The following is a 22,803-nucleotide window of genomic DNA, read 5'->3' as shown; positions in this document are numbered from 1 at the left end:
GTCAGGCGGCGTCGGCGACGGCCGGCGAGAGCCGTCGCATGACGACCTTCTCCACCTCCAGCACGGCCATCAGGGCAAGGCCTATGCCGACGATCAGCAGCCCGTCCGTAAAAGCCACCGGCGCACTGCCGAACAGCGTGTGCATGAAGGGCGCGTTGGTGAAGGCGAGCTGGCCCGCCACGACCACCGCGATTGCCGCCAGGACCGCCGGCGTACCCATCGTCCCGACGAAGCTGAAGGACGTCGTGTGAAGGTAACGCACGTTGAAGAGGTAGAATATCTCCATCACCACCAGCGTGTCGACGACCATGGTGCGCGCAACATCTTCGCCCAGGCCCTGTTGCAGCGCATATTCGAAGATGCCGAAAATGCCGAGCGTGAACAGCAGCGACACGAAGACGATGCGCCAGACGAGGAAGCGCGAGAGGATCGGGGCGTCGCGCGGCCTTGGCGGGCGGCGCATGACATTCGGTTCCGGCGGCTCGAAGGCGAGCGCCAGACCGAGCGTGACGCTCGTGATCATGTTGATCCAGAGAATCTGCACCGGCGTCATCGGCAGGTTCAGACCGAATGCAATGGCCAGAATGACGGCGAGCGCTTCGCCGCCGTTCGTCGGCAAGGTCCAGCCGATCACCTTGCGGATGTTGTCGTGGACGGTGCGCCCTTCGTGCACCGCGGCGACGATGGAGGCGAAGTTGTCGTCGACGAGCACGATCTCGGCCGCCTCCTTGGCCGCCTCGGTGCCCTTGCGCCCCATGGCGACGCCGACATCGGCCTGCTTGACCGCCGGCGCGTCGTTAACCCCGTCCCCGGTCATGGCGACGATGCGCCCGTTGGCCTGCAGGGCGCGCACGATGCGCAGCTTGTGCTCCGGCGTGGTGCGGGAAAAAACGCTGACCCGCTCGACGACGTTGCGCAGTTCGTCGTCCGACATAACGTCGATCGCGACCCCCGCCAGCGCTTGAGGATCATCGGCAAGGGCGAGCTGGCGCGCGACGGCCAGCGCCGTGCCGTTGTGATCGCCGGTGATCATCTTGACCGCAATGCCCGCCGCGCGGCATTCCGCTACCGCAGCCACGGCTTCCGCGCGCGGCGGGTCGATGAAACCCACGATGCCGAGGAAGGTCAGGCCGCTTTCGAACGTGTCGAAGGCGAGCCGTTCGCTGTCTCCGTCGGCTTCGGCCATGGCAAAGCCCAGGACCCGTTCGCCATCGGACGCCGCTTCCGTTATGCGCCGCTGCCAGTAGTGCTGGTCGATGCCGGCGGAGGCCGAGGCGCCCGCCTGGCCGGAGCACATGGACAGGACCCGCTCCGGCGCTCCCTTGACGAAGATCCGCCGGCGGCCGTCCGGCCCGACATGCAGCGTCGCCATGAAGCGGTGTTGCGCGTCGAAGGGAATCTCGTCGAGCCGCGCCCACATTTCGCGCTCGTCGTCGGTGGAAAATCCCGCCTTCATGGCGAGCGTGACGAGCGCACCCTCCATAGGATCGCCGAGCACGCTCCACAGCCCGTCACGCTCGACCAGCCGGGCGTCGTTGCAGAGCAGCGCCGCACGGATCAGATCGAAGCGCACCGGATCGGGCACTGTATCGCCGGTTCCGGAGGCGGTCGAGCCGTCCGACGGCGCATAGCCTGTGCCCGGCGCCAGCAACTCGCTGTCGGCGGTCACGACCCGGCGCGCGGTCATTTCGTTCCTGGTGAGCGTGCCCGTCTTGTCGGAGCAGATGACGGATGTCGCGCCCAGCGTCTCCACGGCGGGAAGACGCCGGACCACGGCGTTGCGGGAAGCCATCCGGCGTACCCCGATCGCCAGGGTTATGGTGATGACGGCCGGGAGTCCCTCGGGCACCGCGCCCACCGCGAGCGCGACCACGACCATCAGCGCATCGACCCAGCCGTAACCCCTCGCGAGCACGGCGAATGCGAACAGCAGCCCCGCGGTGACGATCGCAAACCAGGTGAAGACCCGGCCGAACTGATTGATCTGCCGCAACAGCGGGGTCGTCAGGGTTTGCACGCTGCCGATCAGCCTCGATATGCGGCCGATCTCGGTCCTGCCTCCCGTCGCCACGACGACGGCGGTCGCCTGTCCCGTCGCGACAAGCGTTCCGGAATAGAGCATGCAGAAGCGGTCGCCGAGCGGCGCTTCCGCGCGGACGGACAGCTCGCTTTTCTCGGCAGGCACCGACTCGCCGGTGAGAATGGCCTCGTCCACCTTCAACTGCCGGGCCCGCAGCAACCTGGCGTCCGCCGGAACCTTGTCGCCGGCCTCCACCACGACGATGTCGCCCGGCACGATGTACCTGGCATCGATGGAGTGCCGCTCCCCATCACGAATGACGACCGCCTGCGGGGCGATCATGCCGCGAATGGCGTTCAGGGCCTGTTCGGCCTTGCCTTCCTGCACGAAGCCCACAATCGCATTGATCAACACGACGGCGAGGATGACGGCGCCGTCGATGACGTGTCCGAGCATCGCGGCGGCGCCCGCCGCCGCCAGCAGGAAATAGATCAACGCATTGTTGAACTGTGCAAGGAAGCGCAGCATCGGGTGCTGCGGGGGTGCAGCCGGCAATTGGTTCGGGCCATGAGCCTCCAGGCGCCCCTTGGCCTCGTCCGGTGAGAGGCCGCCGGCGCTCGACCCCACCGCGGCGAGCACATCCGCAACGCTCCGGCAGTGCCAGTGCAGATCACCCTGCTCCGATAGCGTGGACCGGCTTCCCGCTTTCTCCGCGGTCATCCCTGAGCCTGCCCCAGCGGCATGATCGATAGCGGCCTCTGCGCCGGGTCACGATGACTGCAGTGCGGCCGAAAGATCATGCCTCGCTCCATCACGCCTAGAGCGGCGAACGCTCAATCGGGATCGATTCGCCGCTCTATCTCTTTGTTTCAGCATCGGATTTGTCCAAAAACCGCTGCGCACTTTTCGGTCCGATGCTCTATGCGGCTCCGATCACGCAATAGGTCTCGTCGGCGATGATCTGCTCCTCGTCGGTTGCAATGACGAAGACGGATACGCGGCTCGCCGGACTGCTGATGAGTGTTGCGTTTCCGGCGTTCGCCATATCGTCGAGTTCGACCCCAAGCCAGCCGAGCCGGGTGCAGACCCTGGCCCGTATCCGCGGCTGATTCTCGCCGACGCCTGCGGTGAAGACGACCGCGTCGAGGCCCTCCAGCGTGGCGGCAAGCCGGGCGATCTCGCCGGCTGTGCGGAAGGTGAAAAGATCGATCGCCTCGCGGGCCGCCGCCTCGCTGCTTCGAAGCAGTTCGCGGCTGTCGGCGCTGATGCCGGAGATGCCGAGAAGGCCCGAGCGATGATAGAGAATATTCTCCACTTCGGCGAGCGTCTGTCCGCCCGCACCCAGCAGGTGCAGCAGCACGCCGGGGTCGAGCGCGCCGCAACGAGTCGCCATCGGAATCCCGTCGAGCGTGGAGAACCCCATGCTGGTGTCCCGGCTCTTGCCGTCCTCCATGGCGCAGAGGCTGGCGCCGCTGCCGAGATGAGCCACGACCACCTTGCCCCCGGCGACCGCCGGAGCGCGCCGGGCCAGTTCGCCGGCGATGTATTTGTAGGACAGGCCATGGAATCCGTAACGCTTGACGCCCTGGTCGTGGAACGCGCGCGGGATCGCGAAGCGCCTCACGACGTCGGCGTTGGTGCGGTGGAACGCCGTATCGAACGAAGCGGTCTGGAGCATGTCGGGCGCAACTTTGTGGATGGCGCGTATCAGGCGCAGGGCCTGCGGCTGATGCAGCGGGGCAAGCTGCGTCAGCGCGTCGATGGCGTCGATGGTCCTGTTGTCGAGCGCGACCGGCCCGCCGAAGCGGTCGCCGCCATGCACGACGCGATGGCCGACAGCCGCGATCCGGCCGATGTCCAGGTGCTTCGCCAGGGCCTCGAATATTTCGGAGACGGTATCGCTCAGGTCCTCGTCCGGCTTGGCGCGGAGCGCGACCTGGAGCGGTTCCGGTCCGTCGATGCGCAATGTCAGCGGCTCGTGGCGAAAGTCGACCAGGCCGCGCGTCTCCCTCATTGGGCCGGACACGGCGATCCGGAACAGCCCGATCTTGAGCGTCGAGGAACCGGCATTGAAGGTCAGCAGAATCTTGTCGTTCAATCGGCCAACCCTTTTGCCGGACGCGCGACCGCCACCATCTTGGCAAGCGCGGCCGATGCAATCCGGGCCGAAAGGGAATCGGACCGGCTGGTGAGCACGATCGGCACGCGCGCGCCCAGCACCAGCCCGGCCGCGGTGGCGCCGCCGAAGTAGATCAGCTGCTTGGCAAGCATGTTGCCGGCCTCGAGATCCGGCACCAGCAGGATGTCGGCCTGGCCGGCGACGGGCGAGACGATCCCCTTCGTGCGTGCGGCATCGGGGCTGATCGCATTGTCGAAGGCAAGGGGTCCGTCGACCTTTGCGCCTGTGATCTGGCCGCGCGCCGCCATCACGGTGAGCGCAGCCGCGTCGAGCGTCGCGGGCATTTTCGGGTTGACGGTTTCGACGGCTGCCAGTACCGCCACGCGCGGCTCGTCCATGCCCAGCCTGCGAAACATATCCACTGCATTCTGGCAGATGTCCCGCTTGTGCTCCAGCGTGGGCTGGATGTTGATCGCCGCGTCGGTGACGATCAGCGGCTTGTGATAGGCGGGTACGTCCATCGCAAAGACATGGCTCACGCGCCTTTCCGTCCGCAGGCCGGAATCCGGCGCGACGACCGCGCCAAGCAATTCGTCCGTGTGCAGGCTGCCCTTGACGAGAATGGCGACCTTGCCGGCGACCGCGAGCTCTACAGCCCGCGCCGCCGCCGCGTGGCTGTGTTCGACGGGCTCTATCGCGACACCCTCGAGGGAGACCTTCGCCGCCTCGGCCGCCGCCCTGATCTTGTGCTCGGGCCCGACGAGGATAGGTTCGATGAGGCCCATCTCGCGCGCCTCCATCGCACCGCTGATTGCGGCGGCCGAACACGGGTGAACGATGGCGGCGCGCACTGGCGGGAGCGCGCGCGCCTGCTTGACGAAGGCCTGGTAGCGGTCATGCCGCCTGAGCGAAATATCCGGCTGCGGCGTCCGCGGCCATTCGATCCTCCGATCGGGCGCTATGACCGTGGCGGTGCCGCGGAGCACCTCCTCGCCCGACTTGTTGGTGCAGACCGTGCTTAGCGTGACGCGTCTGTCTGCCTGCTTGTCGATAACCGTGACCGTGGCGGTGATTGTGTCGCCCTGCGTCACTGGTTTCAGGAATTTGAACTCCTGGCCAAGATAGATCGTGCCTGGCCCGGGCAGCTTCGAGCCCAACACTGCCGAGACAAGCGCTGCCGTCCACATGCCGTGCGCCACGACGTGTCCGGAAAGGCCCGTCGCTGCGAAGGCCGCGTCGAGATAAGCGGGATTGACGTCGCCGGAGACCGCCGCGAAAAGCTCCATGTCGTCACGCCCGGCGATGCGCACGGTCGCGGCGGACTCGCCGGGCTGAAGTTCGTCGAACGTCCGGTTTCGCAGAAATTCATCCATCGGCACTGTTCTTTGAAGGCGCAGGGATATGCGGAATGTCTCGCTGCTAGGCACGCTACGTTTGCCAGGACAGGCGGTCAACGCGCGTTGACCTGAATCAATGGCCGCACGGAATGGACGAACGCCCCGGAAACGCGCTTCGGGCTGTGCATCGCCCCTGTGAGGAAGGGGTCTGACCTCATCCTCGCGCCTCTTTCAGCGTCAGGCCGGCCATCCAACGACCCTTCCGAGAACAGCAAGCCCGGCGCCGGAGCCTTGAATCGCGTGAGCGCTTGCCTAGTATCGTTGTCGGCGGTCCGCATTGCCGGTCGGATTGTTGGCGGAGAACCTGGAGGACGAAGCCGTGACTTCCGAAGAGCCGAGCCACACCGGCCACATGCACGGTGATGGCGATGGCGGCGAGGCGGGCCATCATGCCCACCATGGCCATCACGATCAGGAGAGGCATCGCGGCGCCGATCATCAGTTGAAAGCGGCCGCCGACGTGCCGTCCGGCACGATCTGGACCTGCCCGATGCATCCGCAGATCCGGCGCGACCGCCCCGGCGCATGCCCGATCTGCGGCATGGCGCTTGAGCCCTTGACCGTGAGCGCGGAGGCGGGGCCAAGCGCCGAACTGGTCGACATGACCCGCCGCTTCTGGATCGGGCTGGCGCTCGCGGTCCCGGTTCTCCTGCTCGAAATGGGCGGTCATCTCTTCCCGGCCCTTCATCATCTGATCCCGCCGCGACTCTCCGGCTGGATACAGTTCGTGCTGGCGACGCCGGTCGTGCTCTGGGCGGGCTGGCCCTTCTTCGAGCGCGGCTGGGCGTCGATCCGCACGATGAACCTCAACATGTTTACGCTGATCGCGATGGGCACTGGCGTCGCCTGGGTCTACAGCGTGGTCGCGACGCTCTTTCCCTCGATCTTCCCCGAAGCCTTTCGCGGCATGGACGGCTCGGTCGCCGTCTATTTCGAGGCCGCCGCCGTCATCACCGTCCTGGTGCTGCTTGGCCAGGTTCTGGAACTCAGGGCCCGCGAATCGACCTCCGGCGCGATCAAGGCGCTGCTCAACCTGGCGCCGAAGATGGCGCGGCGCATCCGCGAGGACGGCGGGGACGAGGAAGTCGAGCTCGACATCATCTCGGTCGGCGATCGGCTGCGCGTGCGTCCGGGCGAAAAGATTCCGGTCGACTCCCTCGTGGAGGAGGGCCGGTCGTCGATCGACGAATCCATGGTGACCGGCGAGTCCATGCCGGTCACCAAGACGGTTGGCGACCATGTGATCGGCGGTACGATCAACCAGAGCGGCGCGCTCGTCGTGCGCGCGGAGAAGGTCGGCCGTGACACGATGCTTGCGCGCATCGTGCAGATGGTCGCGGAGGCGCAGCGCTCGCGCGCGCCGATACAGCGCCTCGCCGACCAGGTTTCGGCATGGTTCGTGCCCGCCGTGATTCTTGTCGCGATACTCGCCTTCTTCGCCTGGGGTGCCTGGGGGCCGGAGCCGCGCTACGCTTACGGGCTTATCGCGGCGGTGGCGGTGCTGATCATCGCCTGTCCCTGCGCGCTGGGGCTGGCGACCCCGATGTCCATCATGGTGGGCGTCGGGCGCGGCGCGGGTCTAGGCGTGCTCATCAAGAACGCCGAGGCGCTGGAGCGGCTGGAAAAGGTCGACACGCTGGTCGTCGACAAGACCGGGACCCTCACCGAGGGAAAGCCGTCCGTCACGCGCATCGTTGTGGGGGAAGGCCGTGACGAGAACGAGCTGCTGCGGCTTGCCGCCGGCGTGGAGCGGGTCTCCGAGCATCCGCTGGCGCTGGCCATCGTGGCCGCGGCCGAGCAGCGGAAGCTGCCGCTTCCGGAGGTCAGCGACTTCGACTCGCCGACCGGCAGGGGCGCTGTCGGCACCGTCGATGGCAAAAAGATCGCGCTCGGCAACACCCGCTTCCTGGAGGAACTTGGAATCTCCACGGCCAGCTTGAGCGAGGAGGCCGATACGCTCCGCCGAGATGGCGCGACGGCGATCTTCATCGGCGTTGACGGGGCCGTAGCCGGCATCTTCGCCATTGCCGATCCTGTCAAGCAGACGACGCCGGCTGCGCTTGCCGCCCTGCGCAAGGAAGGCATCGCCGTCCTCATGCTGACCGGCGACAACAGGACCACCGCCGAGGCGGTGGCGCGCAGACTGGGCATCGCGGAGGTCGAGGCCGAAGTTCTTCCCGACCAGAAGAGCGCCGTGGTCGAGCGGCTGAAGCGGGAGGGCAAGGTGGTCGCGATGGCGGGCGACGGCGTCAACGACGCGCCGGCGCTGGCGGCGGCCGATGTCGGCATCGCCATGGGGTCGGGCACTGACGTTGCCATCGAAAGTGCCGGCGTCACGCTGTTGAAGGGCGACCTGACCGGCATCGTCAGGGCGCGGCGCCTCAGCGAGGCGACCATGGCGAACATCCGCCAGAACCTGTTCTTCGCCTTCATCTACAACGCGGCGGGCGTGCCCATCGCTGCCGGCGTGCTCTATCCTGTCTTCGGCATTCTGCTCTCGCCGATGATAGCCGCGGCCGCCATGGCGCTCTCGTCGGTCAGCGTCGTGGCCAACGCGCTCCGGCTCAACCGGACGTCGCTTTGACCCTTTGCGCGTTCAGATGGCCGGCGTGTCGGGACACTACCGCCCGTAGTAGAGCGTCACCACGTGCTTTGCTTCGGCGAAGAAAAGCCAGCGCTCGACGAGCATGCCCGCGAGTTGCGCCGTCGCGGCCGCGATCGACAGGACGGCGGCCAGCCATACCGGGCCCGATAGCCAGAATGCGGCTGCAAGCAGCGCCAGCGGCAGGCCGAAGGCGAAGATCTGCGCGATGAGACGCAGCCGCGCGCCATGCTTGCGTGCGATGCGAAAACCCATCTCCTTGAGCAGATAGTTTTCTTCCGTGTGCGGCCATTCGATCGAACGGACCTCGCCGCCCTTGAGCCCGGTCGCGCTGTTGAGCGTCGTGCCGATGCCAAGCGCATCATTGTGCCGCCATGTAGCAACCTTCCAGCTCCAGCCGACGACTGTCAGCGCAAACGCCAGCGCCAGCACGGGCGTGGAAGCCAGCCCGAACAGCGAAAGCAGCGCGTTGAACAGCACGCCTCCCGTCATCGCCGCGAAGATGAGGTAGACCGGCAGGGTGAAGCGACTCGACCATTGCACGATCGGCTTCAGCGAGGCGTAGATCATGCCGGTCGTCGAGACAGTGACGGTTGCGCCGATGGCTGAAAGCAGCCCCATCGCCGCGACCCAGCCGCCATCCTTGCCGAGCAGGGCCCAGCCAGCGCTGAACAGCCCGGCCGGAACGAAGGTCGCCATGGCCGCCACGCCTTCGCGCGACAGCCACGAGCTTCGCCACTGCGAGAATGCGCGCCAGGCGCGCTCCGGACGGCCGAGATGCGCGGCCGAGGACAGCAGGCCCGCCGAGATCAGGCCGAGCGCCAGGCCGAGGCTGATGAACCGAAACCAGAAGCCGGCGTCGATGAGGCCGAGCCCACCCCATAGGCCGAGACAGGCGAGCAGCCCGTAGCCCGCGCCCGTTGCCGTGGTGAAGAAGATGACCGAATAGGCGGGATGCATCAGGACAACATGCGGTCGACCCAGCCGAGAAAGCCGCCTTCGGCTTTCAAGGTCTCGAGCGCTGGAGCCGCGGCCTTCGCCCCGTTTTCGGTGCGGGCGCGCGGCGGCAAATAACGGTTGGTCGGTTTGTAGCCAAGTTCCGGCATCAGTTCGACGCCGCCGCGCTCCGCGACCAGCTGCGAAATGGCCGAGTCCGGATCGCCGAGATCGCCGAAATGGCGGGCGCTGGTCGGGCATGCGGCGACGCAGGCCGGCACGCGGTCTTCGGGCGCGATGTTGTCGTTGTAGATGCGGTCGACGCAGAGCGTGCATTTCTTCATCACGCCGACATCCGTGTCGAACTCGCGCGCGCCGTAGGGGCAGGCCCAGCTGCACAGCTTGCAGCCGATGCACTTGTCCTCGTCGACCAGCACGATGCCGTCGGAGGTCCGTTTGTAGGATGCGCCGGTCGGGCAGACGGTGACGCAGGCCGGCTCCTCGCAATGCAGGCATGAGCGTGGGAAATGCACCGTGCGCCCGCCTGCTTCCGTCACATGCTCGTAAGAGTGGACGCGGTTGAACCAGACGCCGTCGGGCCTGCCGCCATAAGGATCGATGTCGGTCAGCGGCGCCATGTGGCCGCCGGTGTTCCACTCCTTGCATGACGTCACGCAGGCCTGGCAGCCAACGCAGGTGTCGAGATCGATGACGAGGCCGAGCTTGCGTTCGGTGCTTGCGGGCAGGCAGGTCATGCGACTCGGCCCTTTCGAAATCCGGCCCCGAAGGAAAGCTTCTCCGCCGTCGGCGAAAAATGCGGCGGCTGCGCGAAGCGCTCGAACTGCGGTTCGGTGAAACCGGCCTCTTGAGCCGAGCATTTCTCGATGCGGACCCTGAGGTCGAACCAGGCCGCCTGGCCTGTCACCGGATCCGAATTGGAGTAGCCCCCCGCGCCGGCCTGCTTGTCGCCGATGATGTGGTTGAGCAGGAAGCCGCGGTTCGATTCGCCGGCATCGTCCTTCAAGCCCCACGCGCCGCGACGCTTGCCGATCGCGTTCCAGGTCCAGACCGTGTCGGGGTTGACGCCGTCGACCAGCCTGATCTGTCCCTTGACGCGGCCGTTGATGCTTTCGATCCAGACCCAGTCGTCGTCGTCGAGGCCGAGCTTGGCGGCGGTCTTTCGATTCACGAAGAGGCGGTTCTGGTTGGTGATCTGCCTCAGCCAGGCATTCTGCGAACCCCAGGAATGATACATGTGCATCGGTCGCTGGGTCAGAGCGTGCAGCGGATAGCGCTCCGTGTCGATGGCGGTTTCCTCGAACGGCGCATACCAGAAGGGCAGCGGGTCCATGCAGGCCTCGATGCGCGCGCGCTCAGCCTCCGGCGGCACCGCCTTGCCGTGCCCGCGCGCGGCAAGCCGGAATTTCTGCAGCGGTTCCGAATAGAGCTGGAAATGGACCGGCCCTGTTCTCTCCTTGAAGCCCATGCGCACGGCGAATTCGAGGTAGGACCGGTTCGCCATCTTGTAGAAGCGCTGGTCCTCGGCAAGCTCGTGGTGCCAGAAACCGCCATTGTCGATGTAGCGCTGCAACTGGTCCGGATTCGGTTTGCCCGAGCCGAAGGTCTCCCCGTCCTCGCCGCGCCAGCCGGCGAGCGGGCCGATGCCCGGCAGTCGTTCGTGGTTGACGATGTAGTCGGCATAGTCGCGGTATTTCGCGGTCCCATCTTCGTTGACGAAGCCCGGCAGGCCGAGCCGGCCGCCGAGATCGATGAGCACGGTCTGGAACGGCCTGACGTCGCGGTCCGGCGCCAGGATCGGATGGCGTATCGCGTCGCCCGGGCCGTCCGCATGGCTGATGGGGCGGTCGAGCAGGCTGATGCAATCGTGGCGTTCGAGATAGGTCGTGTCCGGCAGCACGAGGTCGGCGTAGGGGACGGTCTCGGAGTAGTAGGCGTCCGAATAGATGATGAAGGGGATCTTGTAGTCGCCCGCCTCGTCGCGATCCGTCAGCATGCGGATCGTCTCGACCGTGTTCATCGACGAGTTCCACGCCATGTTCGCCATGTAGAGGAACAGCGTGTCGATCGGGTACGGGTCGCCGGCCCATGCGTTGCGGATGACGGTGTGCATCAGCCCATGGGCGGCGAGCGGCGCCTCCCAGGAATAGGCCTTGTCGATGCGAAGCGGCTTGCCGGCTTCGTCGACAAGCAGATCCTCCGGTCCGGTCACGAAGCCGAGCGGCATGCCCGAAAGCGGCGTCATCGGCCTGCCGCCATCCTTGCCGGCAGGTTTTGGACCCGGCGGCGCGAGTTTCGGGAACGGCGGCTTGAAGCGAAAGCCGCCGGGCACGTCGACCGTTCCGAGCAGCACCTGCAGGAGATGGATGGCGCGGCAGGTGTGGAAGCCGTTGGTGTGGGCCGAGATGCCGCGCATCGCATGCATGGCGACCGGCCGTCCGCGCATCGTCGCGTGGCGGCGGCCGGCCCAATCCGTCCAGGCGACCGGCAGTTCGATCGCCTGCTCGAAGGCGACGTCGGCAAGCTCAGCCGCGATCCGGCGGATGGTCGAGGCATCGACGCCGCAGCGCTCGGCTACCGCATCGGGCGAATAGGTCTCTTCGAGATATCGCTCGGCCAGCAACTGGAATACCGGAACGCAGCGCCTTCCGTTGACCTGATGAACCCCTGTCAGCGCCGGCTTTATGTATGGGTCGAGCGCGCTCACCGCCGTACCGGCTTCTCTATCCCAGGCAAGCGGCCTGTCGTCGGGGCCGCGCAGGAAGAGCCCGTCGTCGTCGGCGCCCGGTTCCTGGATCACCAGCACCGGCGCGTTCGTGTAGGCGATCAGATAGTCGAGGTCGATTTTGCCGGCCTTCAGCAGCTCGTGCACGAGCGCCAGCACGAACAGCCCGTCCGTTCCCGGCCGGATGCCGATCCAGTCGTCGGCGATGGCGTTGTAGCCGGTCCGGCACGGATTGACCGACACGACCTTGGCGCCGCGAGCCTTGAGCTTGCCGAGCCCGATCTTGATCGGGTTGGAATCGTGATCCTCCGCCACGCCGAACAGCATGAAATATTTCGTGCGGTCCCAGTCCGGCTCGCCGAACTCCCAGAACGAGCCGCCGATCGTGTAGAGCCCGCCCGCCGCCATGTTGACGGAGCAGAAGCCGCCATGTGCTGCGAAGTTCGGCGTGCCGAATTTCGAGGCCCACCAGCCGGTCAGCGACTGCGACTGGTCGCGGCCCGTGAAGAAGGCGAGCTTCTTCGGATCCGTCTGCCTTATCCGGGAAAGCCGCTCCGTCGCTATTCCCAGCGCCTCTTCCCATTCGATCTCGCGAAACTCGCCCGAGCCGCGTGGCCCCGACCGCAGCAGCGGCTTGGTCAGCCGTGCCGGGCTGTAGTGCTGCATGATGCCGGCGCTGCCCTTGCCGCAGAGCACGCCCCGGTTGACCGGATGATCCTTGTTGCCGCTGATGTAGCGGACCTTGCCGTCCTTGATGTGCACGTCGATGCCGCACCGGCATGCACACATGTAGCAGGTGGTCTTGGCGACGCGGTCGGCGACATCAGGCGAGGTGTCGACGCCGTCGCCCTCGGCCGGCGCGCGCGCCAACCCCAGCGCCCGCTGCGATGGCGCGGAATTGGCGGGTCGCCTCGAAGCTTCGCTCATGGTTGCCCGCCTTCAACGGCCTTGGGGCGCGGATTTTGCGCATAGCAGGAGTTTTGCGAAATAGGTGGCGCGATTCTTGTCCACAACAGGAAACACCATTCCGCAAAGATTGGCCGAACTGGAAAGATCGGTCCAACAGATTGTTGTTGTAATTCCAATCGAAAATGCTTCTTGATAGCCCGCATGACTCCTGAGCAGCTCAGAATATTCGTGGCGGTTGCCGAGCGCGCCCATGTCACCAATGCGGCGGGATTTCTCGCAATATCGCAGTCCGCCGCGTCCGCCGCCATCAAGGCGCTGGAACGAAGCACTGGCGTGCAACTCTTCAACCGGGTTGGCCGCGCCGTCGAGCTTTCTTCCGCCGGTCGCCGGTTCCTGCCGGAAGCCAGGGCGGTGCTGGAGCGGATCGCCGTCGCGCGTCACGTGCTCGAGAACGCCTCGCAGACCGTCGCCGGCAGCCTGTCGATCGCGGCAAGCCAGACCATCGCCAGCTACTGGCTGCCGCGCCGGCTGGCGGCCTTCCAGGAGCAGCACCCGGCCGTCAGGCTGGATGTCAGCATCGGCAATACGAGGCAGGTCGAGAACAAAGTCCTCGACGGCACCGCCGACCTCGGCCTCGTCGAGGGCCGCACCGAATCCGACCTGCTCCGCCGCGCCAGGGTCGATGTCGACCGGCTGCTCCTGGTCGTGGCGGACGCGCATCCCGACGTAGCGGAACTCTCGCCCGGCCAGCCGGACATAAGCAGCCTGCGCTGGATCCTGCGCGAGGAGGGGTCGGGCACGCGCGAGGTGCTGCAGGATCTGGCGCGTCGGATGGGGATAGCTTTCGACACGCTGAGCGTCTTCCTGGTGCTGCCGAGCAACGAGGCCATCGTCCAGGCGGTCGAAGCCGGGGCCGGCGCCACTGTCATCTCCGAGCTTGTGGCCGGCAAGGCGGTGGCGAAGGGATCGTTGCGCCATGTGCCGCTGGACCTTCCCGCGCGCGATTTCGCTCTCATCTCGCACCGCGACCGACAACCCACCATGGCGCAAACCGCCCTGAAGTCGTTTCTATTCGCTGGAGCGGCTGCGATTCGCTGACCCCAGGCAAATCCGTCGACGCATTCATCTATTCGGACTGCCGGCAGTCGTCGTTGGACTGCCCCAAACAAGACATCAGCGTCTTTTCTCTGCAATTTCCGGGATTTTTGCCGGTTAAGGCAAGCATAGACATTGAGCCACGCGAATTTCCGGAATAAACACGGCAGCGGCAAGGGCTTGGGGAGAATGACATTGGCAGATATTGAAGAGACTACCTTGATCACGCTTACCGCCGAGATCGTCTCGGCGTATGTAACGAAAAACCGGTTGCCGGCGACTGGGCTGCCCGAACTGATCGCCAGCATCAGCAAATCGATCGGCAAGCTCGGGGAGCCTGTTGTGGCGCCGGAAGCCGCGCTGGTTCCGGCGGTCAATCCGAAGAAGTCGGTTCATGCCGACCACATCGTCTGTCTCGAGGACGGCAAGAAGTTCAAATCGATGAAGCGTCACCTGACCTCGCACGGGCTGACGCCGCAGCAATACCGCGTCAGGTGGGGCCTGTCGGCCGACTATCCGATGACCGCGCCGAACTATTCGGCGGCGCGCTCTGCAATGGCCAAGGACATCGGCCTTGGGCAGAAGCCGGTCGCAAGGAAGCCGCGCCGCAAGAAGGCGAAATAGCGCCGCGGATACGGGCCGGGTTTTCAGGTCCGCGGGCCATGTCGTCGAAGTCGACCGGTTATGGAGCATGTAGCCATACATGATCCCGTGGATTCAGCTCGACTCGGCGAAGGTTCCCGGCGGCCGGGAGGAACTGCGGCTCAAGCAGCGCGGAGCTGAGTTCTCCATCATGCTTGGCGCCAACGAGCTGATGAACAGCCGGCTCAGCGGCTCTGAGGAAGCGCTCGCCAGGCTTTCATGCGCCGCGATCGGCGGCCGAACGCAGCCGAGGATGCTGATTGGCGGGCTGGGCATGGGCTTCACGCTTCGCGCGGCCCTCGCTGAACTGGGTCCGGATGCGAGGATCCTCGTCGCCGAGCTTGTGCCCGCCGTCGTGGCCTGGGCGCGCGGTCCGATGGCGGAGCTGTTCGCCGGCAGCCTGGACGACCCCCGCGTGGAAACCCGCGAGGCCGACGTCGCCGATGTCATCCGGTTGGGCAGAGGCGTCTATGACGCGATCCTGCTCGATGTCGACAACGGGCCGGACGGCCTGTCGCGCGGCGCCAACGACCGCCTCTACGATATGGCGGGGCTTGCGGCCACTCGCGCCGCGTTGACGCCGGGCGGCGTTCTTGCGGTCTGGTCGGCGCACCCCGATCGGGGCTTCGCCGCGCGGCTCAGGCAATCCGGCTTCGAGGTCGAGGAAGTCCACACCCGCGCGCGCGGCAAGCGCGGCGCCCGGCACGTGATCTGGCTGGCCGCGCGAAAACGATAGAGCCGGTGCGTCGGCACCGGGTTCGAACGTTGGCCGGTTGGTCCAACGGTGGCGCGCGTAGAGGTTCGTGCCAAGAACGCTCCCTGCGCATAGAAGGTCTACGCATGGAACTCTGGATCCCGATCACCATCGCCGCCGCCTTTCTGCAGAACCTGCGCTCGGCGGCGCAGAAGCATCTGAAGGCTGTGATGGGCACGACCGGGGCGACCTTCGTGCGTTTCGGTTTCGGCTTTCCGTTCGCGCTGGCCTTCGTGGCGGTGCTGCACTGGTTCGCGGGATACGGCCTGCCGGCTCTCAACGCGGCCTTCTTCGGCTGGGCGTTGCTCGGCGCGCTCGGCCAGATCGCCGCGACCTTCCTGCTCATCCATCTGTTCTCGTTCCGCAACTTCGCCGTGGGCACCGCCTATTCGCGCACCGAGCCGGCGCAGGCGGCGCTGTTTGCGCTGCTGTTCCTCGGCGAGAGGGCGAGCCTGGGCGCCGTCGCCGCCATCGCCATCAGCGTCTTCGGCGTCATGCTGATCTCGGTCGCTCATGTCGCCGTCAGCCTGCGCTCCATGCTCAGTTCGACCTTCAGCCGAAATGCGCTGATCGGGCTCGCTTCGGGCACTGCCTTCGGCATTTCGGCGGTCGCCTACCGCGCCGCGTCCCTGGCGCTCGGCGGTCCGAATTTCCTGATGCAGGCGGCGGTGACGCTGGCCGTCGTCATCACCTTCCAGACGGCGGTCATGCTCGCCTGGATGATCTGGAAGGACCGCGCCGAGATAGGCCGCATCGCGAAAGCCTGGAAGCCGTCGCTGTTTACCGGCTTCGTCGGCGCGTCGGCGTCTTTCGGCTGGTTCACGGCCATGACGCTGCAGCAGGCCGCGGTGGTGAAGTCGCTCGCCCAGATCGAGATGCTGTTCACCTTCGCCGCCACGGTGTTCTTCTTCAAGGAGAAGATCAACCGGCTGGAGATCGCCGGCTGCGCGCTGATCGTCGGCGGCATCCTGGTGCTGCTGGCTATCGGCTAAGCTGCGTGCTCGGCGGAGTTCTGTCGCGTCTGGTCGCCACGGCCGGCAAGCAGCCCCTCAACAAGAATGTCCTCGTCGATATCTTCCCAGTGGAGACCGCGCGTGCTGATCTTCACGCGCTTGCGCTGGGCCGGCGAGGCGCGCAGCAGCCTTGGGAACCAGGCAAGTGGCACCCCCAACGTGCGGCCGTCCGAAAGTTCGACCCAGAAACTATCCTTGTCGAAGCGGACGCTAGTCGCCCTCACCAAAGAACCCATTCCATGCTCTCGCTATCTCGTTGCGCCGATTGCCGATCACTTCGACCAACTCGCGCAACGTCTTTGCGTTGAAGCCGTCATTGTAGACTACGCTTACCTCCGGCCAAAGCCAGAATTTTGCATCGATGCCGTCCTTCACGGCGTGAATATGCACCGGCTCGCGCGGATCACCTTCGTTTGCGTAGAAGAGAAACCGGAACCCTCTATGTCGGAAGACGACCGGCATCGGCTCACGGCACGATCAGCGTGCCGGCGCCGTGTTCGGTGAACAGCTCCAGCAGCACCGCATGCGCCGTCTTGCCGTTCAGGATGACGACGCCCTCGACGCCGCGTTCGATCGCCTCGATGCAGGTCTCGACCTTGGGGATCATGCCGCCCGAGATGGTGCCGTCGGCGATCAGCGCCTTGGCCTGGCCGACCGTCAGCTCGTCGATCAGCTTCTTGTCCTTGTCGAGCACACCGGGCACGTCGGTGAGGAACAGCAGGCGCGTGGCCTGCACAGCCCCGGCGATGGCGCCCGCGAACGTGTCGGCATTGATGTTGTAGGTGTGGCCGTCGCGGCCCGGTGCCACCGGCGCCAGCACGGGGATCATCTCGGAGCGCGCGAGCAGGTCGAGCAGCGTACGGTCGACCTCTACCGGCTCGCCGACGAAGCCGAGGTCGAGCACGCGCTCGATGTTGGAATCCGGATCCTTGAATGTCTTGTGCGCCTTTTCGGCGAACACCATGTTGCCGTCCTTGCCGCAGAGCCCGATCGCCCATTCGCCCTCGGCGTTGATCAGCGCGACGATCTCCTTGTTGATCGAGCCGGCGAGCACCATCTCCACGATCTCGACCGTTTTCTGGTCGGTGACGCGCAGGCCACCCTCGAACCTGGACTCGATGCCCATCTTGGTCAGCATGGCGCCGATCTGCGGGCCGCCGCCATGCACGACGATCGGATTGACGCCCGATTGCTTGAGCAGCGCGATGTCGCGCGCGAAGGCCTGGCCGAGTGCTGCGTCGCCCATGGCGTGGCCGCCATACTTCACCACCACCGTCTTGTTCTCGTAGCGCTGCATGTAGGGCAGCGCTCTCGACAGCAGGGCGGCCTGCATCTCTGCGGTGGCGGCGATATCCGGCGTCATCTGGGTCCTCGGGCGGGCTGGGAAACGGTGGCGGCGTCTTAGAGCAATTCCAGGCAAAGTGGAAACCGGTTTTCCGTCCGGAATTGCGATAAAAAACAAAAGCTAGATCGTTTCACCGCTTCCATGAAGCGGTGAAACGATCTAGCGGGAAACGCCAGCGCGGGCAAATGGTTCGGCGCGCATGGACGCGCCGTCTTTTCGCACTCGCCGTCGGTCGCGAGCCACTTCCCAAGTGTCCGCCCGCGACATAGTGTGCCCGCGAATGACGCCGCAGGACATCACCAAGCTGATCGTGCGAGTCTCGATGAAGGATCGAGCCGCCTTCGACTTGCTCTATCGCGAGACCAGCTCGAAACTTTTCGGCGTCTGCCTGCGTGTCTTGAGGGACAGGGGGGAAGCCGAGGAGGCGCTTCAGGAGGTCTTCGTCAAGATATGGACGAAGGCCGATCGTTTTGCCGTGTCGGATTTGAGTCCGATTTCCTGGCTTGTGGCGATTGCTCGCAATCACGCGATCGACGTCATCCGCGCGCGGCGGCCCGCTTCCGCCGACATCGATGCCGCGCTCGGTGTCTCCGATCCGTCGCCCGGACCCGAGGCGATGGCGGTGGCAGGCAACGAAGGCATGCGGATCCAGAACTGCCTTGAGGAACTGGAGAAGGATCGGGCCGATGCCGTACGCGGGGCCTATCTGAACGGTGACAGCTACACCGAGCTTTCGCAGCGCTTCGGGGTGCCGCTGAACACGATGAGGACCTGGCTGCGGCGCAGCCTGATGAAGTTGAAGGACTGCCTCGAGCGATGAACGTCGCGGACGACATGGGACCGGAAGGCGGAGGCGACAATCTGGTCGCCGCCGAATACGTTCTGGGTGTCCTGCCTGCGCAAGAAAGGCAAATCGCGGCGCAACGCATCGAGGCGGAACAGGCCTTTGCGCGTCTAGTAGACCGTTGGGAGGTCTATTTTTCGCCTCTGGCTGCTGGCTACGCGGCAGGCGATGTGCCGGCCGGCGTCAAGGCTGCGGTCGACCGCCGGCTGTTCAGCAGCGGAACCACGCCCGCAACAAGGCCCGCCACCCGATCCGCGAGCTTGCTTTCCAGCCTCGCCCTCTGGCGCAGTCTTGCCGTGGCCGCGCTTGCGGCACTGGCGCTGTACATCGCGTTGCCTGTCCTAAATCCAAGCGTCGAGGTCCCGCCGGAACGGCTGGTCGCCTCACTCGCCGCCGATGGCAGCGATGTCCGCTATCTGGCCGTCTACGACGCCAGCACGCACGACATCGGCCTTTCGCATGTGTCGGGTCCGCTTGCACCGGGCCGGGACTTCGAACTTTGGGTGATCGACGATCGGCAGGTCGCAACCTCGCTTGGCGTCATTCCCCCGGGATCTCGCGCCATGCTGCCCGTCGCGGATGACCTGGCGGCGAAGATCGTATCCGGGGCCGTGTTCGCCATTACGCTCGAGCCGCCGGGCGGTTCGCCGACCGGGCAGGCGACCGGCCCCATCGTCGCTGCCGGTGACCTGAAGGCCATCTGACCGACAAATTTCGGCGATGCGACGTCATCCGGCCGTGATCGTTTCGGAGATGGTTTCGGGCGCGGTCATACGAACCGGCATCCCAAAAAGTTTCAGCGGCATCATAAAACATATGTGACCGCCAGCCCGAAACTACCGGCCGCGCATCCCGTAACTCCCCCTGCCTTCCAAGAAGGTCAAACTTTCCCGAGGAGTGAGGAAATCATGCGCACATTTACCACTGCCCTGCTGGCCGGAACGATCGCACTGGCTGCCGGCGCCGCCTATGCCGAGAACCCGATGGTCGGCGGCGCCGCCATGTATGCCGACAAGAACATCGTCGAGAACGCCGTCAACTCGAAGGATCACTCGACGCTCGTGGCCGCGGTGCAGGCCGCCGGCCTCGTCGAGACGCTCTCCGGTCCCGGACCCTTCACCGTCTTCGCGCCGACCAACGCGGCCTTCGCCGCGCTGCCGGCCGGCACCGTCGAGACGCTGCTGAAGCCCGAGAACAAGGATCAGCTGACCAAGATCCTGACCTGCCATGTCGTCGGCGCGAAAGCGATGGCCGCCGACATCAAGAAGATGGTCGACGACGACGAGGGCGAGCATCCGGTCAAGACTGTCGGCGGCTGCACCTGGACCGCCCAATATGAGGGCAACAAGGTCATGCTGACCGACGAGAACGGCAACGTCGCCAACGTCACCATCGCCAATGTCGAGCAGTCGAACGGCGTCATCCACGTGATCGACAAGGTGCTGCTGCCGAAGATGTAGTACCGAGCCGCTCAGGCAACGTCGCGTTCGGCCCCCGGGCCGGGCGCCATCTAGGTCACGCTCCGCTCGGTCCACCCGGACATGAGCGGGGCGTTTCTATCTGCGCCGGAGCACCGCTCACAACACCGATGCGATCATCCGCCGTTGACGGCCAGCACGATCGCGGCGCGCAGTTCCTCCAGACCTTCGTTCTTTTCCGACGATGTCGCGATCACGCCGGGAAAGGCAGCCGGGCGCTTCTTGGTCTTCGCAAGCGTCTCCTCGATCAGTTTCGGCACGCCGGCCGCCTTGATCTTGTCCGTCTTGGTCAGCACGATCTGGTAGGACACAGCCGCCTTGTCGAGCAGCGTGAAGATCTCATCGTCGTTCTTCTTGATGCCGTGGCGTGAGTCGATCAGAACATACACGCGCTTCAGCGTCACGCGCCCCTGCAGATAGTCGAAGACGAGCTTCGTCCATTGGTCGACCTTCTCCTTGGGCGCGGTGGCGTAGCCGTAGCCGGGCATGTCGACCAGCGCCATCGGCGGCAGGTCGCCGGCCTCACCCGAATAGCCATCGGGCACGAAATAGTTGAGTTCCTGCGTGCGGCCGGGCGTGTTCGACGTCCGCGCAAGACCGTTCCGTCCGACCAGCGCGTTGATCAGCGACGACTTGCCGACATTGGAACGGCCGGCGAATGCGATCTCGGGCGGGCCCTCGGGCGGCAGGAACTGCATCGCCGGCACGCCGCGGATAAACACCCAGGGCGACGCGAAGATCTCGACGCCCACTGTTCCGTATTTCTTTTCGCTCAAGCCGCTGCCTCCAGCGCCGCGATGTCGGCGCCGCGTATGGCATTGAGGTTGCGGCCGATCTTGTCAACCGGCCAGTCCCACCAGGCTACGGCGAGCAGCCGGTCGATGGTGCGCTGGTCGAAGCGCCTTTTGACCATCTTGGCCGGGTTTCCGGCCACGATCGCATAAGGCGGCACGTCATGCGTCACCACCGCCTTGGCCGCAGCGATGGCGCCGTCGCCGATCTGCACGCCGGGCAGGATGAGGGCTTCCATGCCGATCCAGACGTCATTGCCGACAACCGTGTCGCCGCGCAGCTCGCGATGCCAGGTCTCGGGGTCGAAACCTTCCTCCCAGCCATGGCCGAATATGTTGAACGGATAGGTCGAGAAGCCCGACATCGCGTGGTTGGCGCCGTTCATGATGAAGCGCGCCCCTTCCGCAATGGCGCAGAACTTGCCGATGATCAGCTTGTCGCCGATGAACGGGTAGTGATGCAGCACGCATTTCGTCTGGAAGAGGTCCGGCCCGTCCGGGTCGTCGTAATAGGTGAAATCGCCCACCTCGATGTTGTCGGCCGTCACCAGGGATTTCAGGAAGCCTACTCTGCTGTGCATCGGGATCGGATGCTTGATCCCGGGGTTCGGTCCGTTGTTGGGTCCATGCATGGCGCTCCTCCGTCCTGTCGTTTTGACGGAACTATAGCGCCCGAAACGCCGGCAGGAAGCATTGGCGGCCGATATTTGTAAGCCGGCGGCTACCTCGAAGGCCTAGTGAGCAGCCTGCGAATTGACCAGCCGTTTGCGCAGCGCGTTCGAGATATTATCGAAAACGAACACCACGACCAGGATCAGCAGAACCATATAGGCGACGTTCTCCCAGTCCGAGTTGGTGCGCATCGCCTCCCACAGCTTGAGACCGATGCCGCCGGCGCCGACCGCGCCGATGATCGTCGCAGAACGCGTGTTCGATTCCCAGAAATAGAGCGACTGCGAGATAAAGAGCGGCAGCACCTGCGGCAGCACGCCGTAGCGCTGCACCAGTACCGGCGCGGCGCCCACCGACCGGATGCCTTCGCGCTGGCGGTCGTCGATATTCTCCAGCGCTTCCGAATAGAGCTTCCCGAACGTGCCGGTATCGGTGAAGAAGATCGCGGATATGCCGGCAAGCGGTCCCGGTCCGAAGGCGCGGGTAAAGAACAGCGCCCAGATCAGCATGTCGACGGAGCGCTGGAAATCGAAAAAGCGTTTCAGCACCTGGTTGACGACGCGGCTCCTTGTGATGTTGCGCGCCGCGGCGAAGGCGAGCGGGAAGGCGAGCAGGCTGGCGAACACCGTTCCGACGAAGGCCATGACGATGGTCTGGCCGAGTTTCAGCCAGACGTCGCCATGCTGCCACTCGGCGTTGTTGAGGATGTTGTCCCAGGCGAGCGCTGCGTTGGACATCTCGGGCTTGATGCGCTCGCCGGAGAAAATCAGCGACATCACCTCGCCGAAGGGTTTTCCCCAGAAGGGCGAGTTGGGATCGAAGACGAAATTCTCCCAGCCCCAGAAGCGCTGCCTGACCTTGACCTCGTCGCCCTCGATCTCGACGCTGCCGGAAAAGCCGAAGCGCAGCATGATCGCGTCGCCGGCCGGCTCCGGTATCGCCCATGAGGGCAGCGGCCCTTCCGCCGTGACAGTCCTATCGGGCGACACGGCAATCACCACCGTCTCGGTTCCGCGCCGCGCCGTCACTCGCCCGGGCAAGATCTCGACGGTTCCGTCGCCGATGGTCATCGATACCCGTCCTGCGACGCCCGGCGAGCGGATGTCCTGCAACTCGACCCAAGCGGGCTGGCGGTTCTCGTTATAGGCAGAGTAGCGTGGATACTGGACATGCAGGCCGCCGTCGGTGAAATCGATATTGGGCCGCGTTTCGTAGGACACCCAGTCGGCGAGGTAGATGCCGGCGATGCCCCAATTGCCGTTCGCGAGCACCGTGCCGATGGCGAAGAACCACCAGGCGAAGCAGAGATAGGCGACGATACTGAGACCGATCAGCCAGCGTGTCAGCTGCTTGCGCCGCGAGCCGGCGAAAACCGCGGGATGCCGGTCGGCGATTGCCGCGATATCGGCCTGGGACAGCGTCGTTGTCGACAGCGCTGCCATC

General features: G+C 65.4%; 20 protein-coding genes. 8 read left to right on the top strand and 12 right to left on the bottom strand.

What is annotated here, in order from left to right; genetic code table 11:
* Position 1: 1 nt before the first annotated feature.
* From ABLE71_RS04315 to ABLE71_RS04305, 3 genes are all read right to left on the bottom strand, one after another.
* Positions 2-2,740: an HAD-IC family P-type ATPase gene (locus ABLE71_RS04315; RefSeq protein ID WP_348782122.1), complete on the bottom strand. Its 2,739-nt coding sequence runs from the start codon at positions 2,738-2,740 to the stop codon at positions 2-4.
* Between the two features lie 199 nt (positions 2,741-2,939).
* Complete coding sequence (locus tag ABLE71_RS04310; RefSeq protein WP_348782121.1) at positions 2,940-4,118, bottom strand: acetate/propionate family kinase; 1,179 nt, start codon at positions 4,116-4,118, stop codon at positions 2,940-2,942.
* Positions 4,115-5,512, bottom strand: a complete 1,398-nt coding sequence (locus ABLE71_RS04305; protein WP_348782120.1) for a bifunctional enoyl-CoA hydratase/phosphate acetyltransferase — start codon at positions 5,510-5,512, stop codon at positions 4,115-4,117. The genes ABLE71_RS04310 and ABLE71_RS04305 overlap by 4 nt, the downstream gene beginning before the upstream one ends.
* Before the next feature lie 343 nt (positions 5,513-5,855).
* Between ABLE71_RS04305 and ABLE71_RS04300 the strand changes: the two genes are divergently transcribed.
* The gene (locus ABLE71_RS04300) at positions 5,856-8,120 is read left to right on the top strand and encodes a copper-translocating P-type ATPase (RefSeq protein WP_348782119.1); all 2,265 of its coding nucleotides are present in this window, start codon (positions 5,856-5,858) and stop codon (positions 8,118-8,120) included.
* A 36-nt stretch (positions 8,121-8,156) separates the two neighbouring features.
* On the opposite strand, the gene ABLE71_RS04295 is transcribed toward ABLE71_RS04300, so the two are convergent.
* Genes ABLE71_RS04295 through ABLE71_RS04285 form a run of 3 tightly spaced genes read right to left on the bottom strand, consistent with a single transcriptional unit; the run spans position 8,157 to position 12,744 of the window.
* Entirely contained in the window at positions 8,157-9,098 is a 942-nt protein-coding gene (locus ABLE71_RS04295) for a DmsC/YnfH family molybdoenzyme membrane anchor subunit (RefSeq protein ID WP_348782118.1), read from the bottom strand.
* Positions 9,098-9,829 carry a 4Fe-4S dicluster domain-containing protein gene (locus ABLE71_RS04290; protein ID WP_348782117.1) on the bottom strand — a complete coding sequence of 244 codons (732 nt, stop codon included), beginning with the start codon at positions 9,827-9,829 and terminating at the stop codon, positions 9,098-9,100. The genes ABLE71_RS04295 and ABLE71_RS04290 overlap by 1 nt, the downstream gene beginning before the upstream one ends.
* Entirely contained in the window at positions 9,826-12,744 is a 2,919-nt protein-coding gene (locus tag ABLE71_RS04285; protein ID WP_348782116.1) for a molybdopterin oxidoreductase family protein, read from the bottom strand. Before ABLE71_RS04285 ends, ABLE71_RS04290 begins: the two co-directional genes overlap by 4 nt.
* 183 nt (positions 12,745-12,927) lie before the next feature.
* Between ABLE71_RS04285 and ABLE71_RS04280 the strand changes: the two genes are divergently transcribed.
* The 4 genes from ABLE71_RS04280 (at position 12,928) to ABLE71_RS04265 (ending at position 16,209) form a co-directional block, all read left to right on the top strand.
* Positions 12,928-13,824 (top strand): LysR substrate-binding domain-containing protein, encoded by an 897-nt coding sequence (locus ABLE71_RS04280; protein WP_348782115.1) that lies wholly within the window; start codon positions 12,928-12,930, stop codon positions 13,822-13,824.
* A 192-nt stretch (positions 13,825-14,016) separates the two neighbouring features.
* Entirely contained in the window at positions 14,017-14,445 is a 429-nt protein-coding gene (locus ABLE71_RS04275; RefSeq protein WP_348782114.1) for a MucR family transcriptional regulator, read from the top strand.
* 79 nt (positions 14,446-14,524) lie between these two features.
* Entirely contained in the window at positions 14,525-15,199 is a 675-nt protein-coding gene (locus ABLE71_RS04270; protein WP_348782113.1) for a hypothetical protein, read from the top strand.
* Positions 15,200-15,303: 104 nt separating this feature from the next.
* Complete coding sequence (locus ABLE71_RS04265) at positions 15,304-16,209, top strand: DMT family transporter (RefSeq protein ID WP_348782112.1); 906 nt, start codon at positions 15,304-15,306, stop codon at positions 16,207-16,209.
* Here ABLE71_RS04265 and ABLE71_RS04260 read toward each other — a convergent pair.
* The 3 genes from ABLE71_RS04260 to argB are packed head-to-tail and all read right to left on the bottom strand — an operon-like array spanning position 16,206 to position 17,593.
* Positions 16,206-16,466, bottom strand: coding sequence for a DUF2442 domain-containing protein (locus ABLE71_RS04260; RefSeq protein WP_348782111.1), 261 nt, complete (start codon positions 16,464-16,466; stop codon positions 16,206-16,208). The two genes, ABLE71_RS04265 and ABLE71_RS04260, sit on opposite strands and share 4 nt — an antisense overlap.
* Entirely contained in the window at positions 16,441-16,692 is a 252-nt protein-coding gene (locus tag ABLE71_RS04255; protein WP_348782110.1) for a DUF4160 domain-containing protein, read from the bottom strand. The genes ABLE71_RS04260 and ABLE71_RS04255 overlap by 26 nt, the downstream gene beginning before the upstream one ends.
* Positions 16,693-16,696: 4 nt before the next feature.
* The gene (argB, locus tag ABLE71_RS04250) at positions 16,697-17,593 is read right to left on the bottom strand and encodes an acetylglutamate kinase (RefSeq protein ID WP_348782109.1); all 897 of its coding nucleotides are present in this window, start codon (positions 17,591-17,593) and stop codon (positions 16,697-16,699) included.
* 262 nt (positions 17,594-17,855) lie between these two features.
* Here argB and ABLE71_RS04245 point away from each other — a divergent pair, with 262 nt between their 5' ends.
* The 3 genes from ABLE71_RS04245 to ABLE71_RS04235 all read left to right on the top strand — a co-directional run bounded on the left by ABLE71_RS04245 (position 17,856) and on the right by ABLE71_RS04235 (position 19,879).
* Positions 17,856-18,395 (top strand): sigma-70 family RNA polymerase sigma factor, encoded by a 540-nt coding sequence (locus ABLE71_RS04245; RefSeq protein WP_348782108.1) that lies wholly within the window; start codon positions 17,856-17,858, stop codon positions 18,393-18,395.
* Positions 18,392-19,123 carry an anti-sigma factor gene (locus tag ABLE71_RS04240; protein ID WP_348782107.1) on the top strand — a complete coding sequence of 244 codons (732 nt, stop codon included), beginning with the start codon at positions 18,392-18,394 and terminating at the stop codon, positions 19,121-19,123. Before ABLE71_RS04245 ends, ABLE71_RS04240 begins: the two co-directional genes overlap by 4 nt.
* 204 nt (positions 19,124-19,327) lie before the next feature.
* Complete coding sequence (locus ABLE71_RS04235) at positions 19,328-19,879, top strand: fasciclin domain-containing protein (protein ID WP_348782106.1); 552 nt, start codon at positions 19,328-19,330, stop codon at positions 19,877-19,879.
* A 134-nt stretch (positions 19,880-20,013) separates the two neighbouring features.
* On the opposite strand, the gene yihA is transcribed toward ABLE71_RS04235, so the two are convergent.
* The 3 genes from yihA to phnE form a co-directional block, all read right to left on the bottom strand.
* A complete protein-coding gene (gene yihA, locus ABLE71_RS04230) occupies positions 20,014-20,673 on the bottom strand; it encodes a ribosome biogenesis GTP-binding protein YihA/YsxC (protein ID WP_348782105.1) in 660 nt (219 codons plus the stop codon).
* Positions 20,670-21,320 (bottom strand): CatB-related O-acetyltransferase, encoded by a 651-nt coding sequence (locus tag ABLE71_RS04225; protein WP_348782104.1) that lies wholly within the window; start codon positions 21,318-21,320, stop codon positions 20,670-20,672. Before ABLE71_RS04225 ends, yihA begins: the two co-directional genes overlap by 4 nt.
* Positions 21,321-21,422: 102 nt before the next feature.
* Positions 21,423-22,802 (bottom strand): phosphonate ABC transporter, permease protein PhnE, encoded by a 1,380-nt coding sequence (gene phnE, locus ABLE71_RS04220; protein ID WP_348782103.1) that lies wholly within the window; start codon positions 22,800-22,802, stop codon positions 21,423-21,425.
* Position 22,803 lies beyond the last annotated feature (1 nt).

It is taken from the genome of Mesorhizobium sp. KR9-304 (genome assembly GCF_040049215.1).
Taxonomy (GTDB): Bacteria; Pseudomonadota; Alphaproteobacteria; order Rhizobiales; family Rhizobiaceae; genus Mesorhizobium_K.
The sequence above is the reverse complement of the archived record's forward strand: the minus strand, read 5'-3'. Positions and strand labels throughout refer to the sequence as shown.

Bases quoted from the DNA above. Each gene is read 5' to 3' on its own strand.
- ABLE71_RS04315 (WP_348782122.1), bottom strand. From the start codon at position 2,740: ATGACCGCGGAGAAAGCGGGAAGCCGGTCCACGCTATCGGAGCAGGGT.
- ABLE71_RS04305 (WP_348782120.1), bottom strand. From the start codon at position 5,512: ATGGATGAATTTCTGCGAAACCGGACGTTCGACGAACTTCAGCCCGGC.
- ABLE71_RS04295 (WP_348782118.1), bottom strand. From the start codon at position 9,098: ATGCATCCCGCCTATTCGGTCATCTTCTTCACCACGGCAACGGGCGCG.
- ABLE71_RS04290 (WP_348782117.1), bottom strand. From the start codon at position 9,829: ATGACCTGCCTGCCCGCAAGCACCGAACGCAAGCTCGGCCTCGTCATC.
- ABLE71_RS04285 (WP_348782116.1), bottom strand. From the start codon at position 12,744: ATGAGCGAAGCTTCGAGGCGACCCGCCAATTCCGCGCCATCGCAGCGG.
- ABLE71_RS04280 (WP_348782115.1), top strand. From the start codon at position 12,928: ATGACTCCTGAGCAGCTCAGAATATTCGTGGCGGTTGCCGAGCGCGCC.
- ABLE71_RS04270 (WP_348782113.1), top strand. From the start codon at position 14,525: ATGATCCCGTGGATTCAGCTCGACTCGGCGAAGGTTCCCGGCGGCCGG.
- ABLE71_RS04265 (WP_348782112.1), top strand. From the start codon at position 15,304: ATGGAACTCTGGATCCCGATCACCATCGCCGCCGCCTTTCTGCAGAAC.
- ABLE71_RS04260 (WP_348782111.1), bottom strand. From the start codon at position 16,466: ATGGGTTCTTTGGTGAGGGCGACTAGCGTCCGCTTCGACAAGGATAGT.
- ABLE71_RS04255 (WP_348782110.1), bottom strand. From the start codon at position 16,692: ATGCCGGTCGTCTTCCGACATAGAGGGTTCCGGTTTCTCTTCTACGCA.
- argB (WP_348782109.1), bottom strand. From the start codon at position 17,593: ATGACGCCGGATATCGCCGCCACCGCAGAGATGCAGGCCGCCCTGCTG.
- ABLE71_RS04245 (WP_348782108.1), top strand. From the start codon at position 17,856: ATGACGCCGCAGGACATCACCAAGCTGATCGTGCGAGTCTCGATGAAG.
- ABLE71_RS04240 (WP_348782107.1), top strand. From the start codon at position 18,392: ATGAACGTCGCGGACGACATGGGACCGGAAGGCGGAGGCGACAATCTG.
- ABLE71_RS04235 (WP_348782106.1), top strand. From the start codon at position 19,328: ATGCGCACATTTACCACTGCCCTGCTGGCCGGAACGATCGCACTGGCT.
- ABLE71_RS04225 (WP_348782104.1), bottom strand. From the start codon at position 21,320: ATGCATGGACCCAACAACGGACCGAACCCCGGGATCAAGCATCCGATC.
- phnE (WP_348782103.1), bottom strand. From the start codon at position 22,802: ATGGCAGCGCTGTCGACAACGACGCTGTCCCAGGCCGATATCGCGGCA.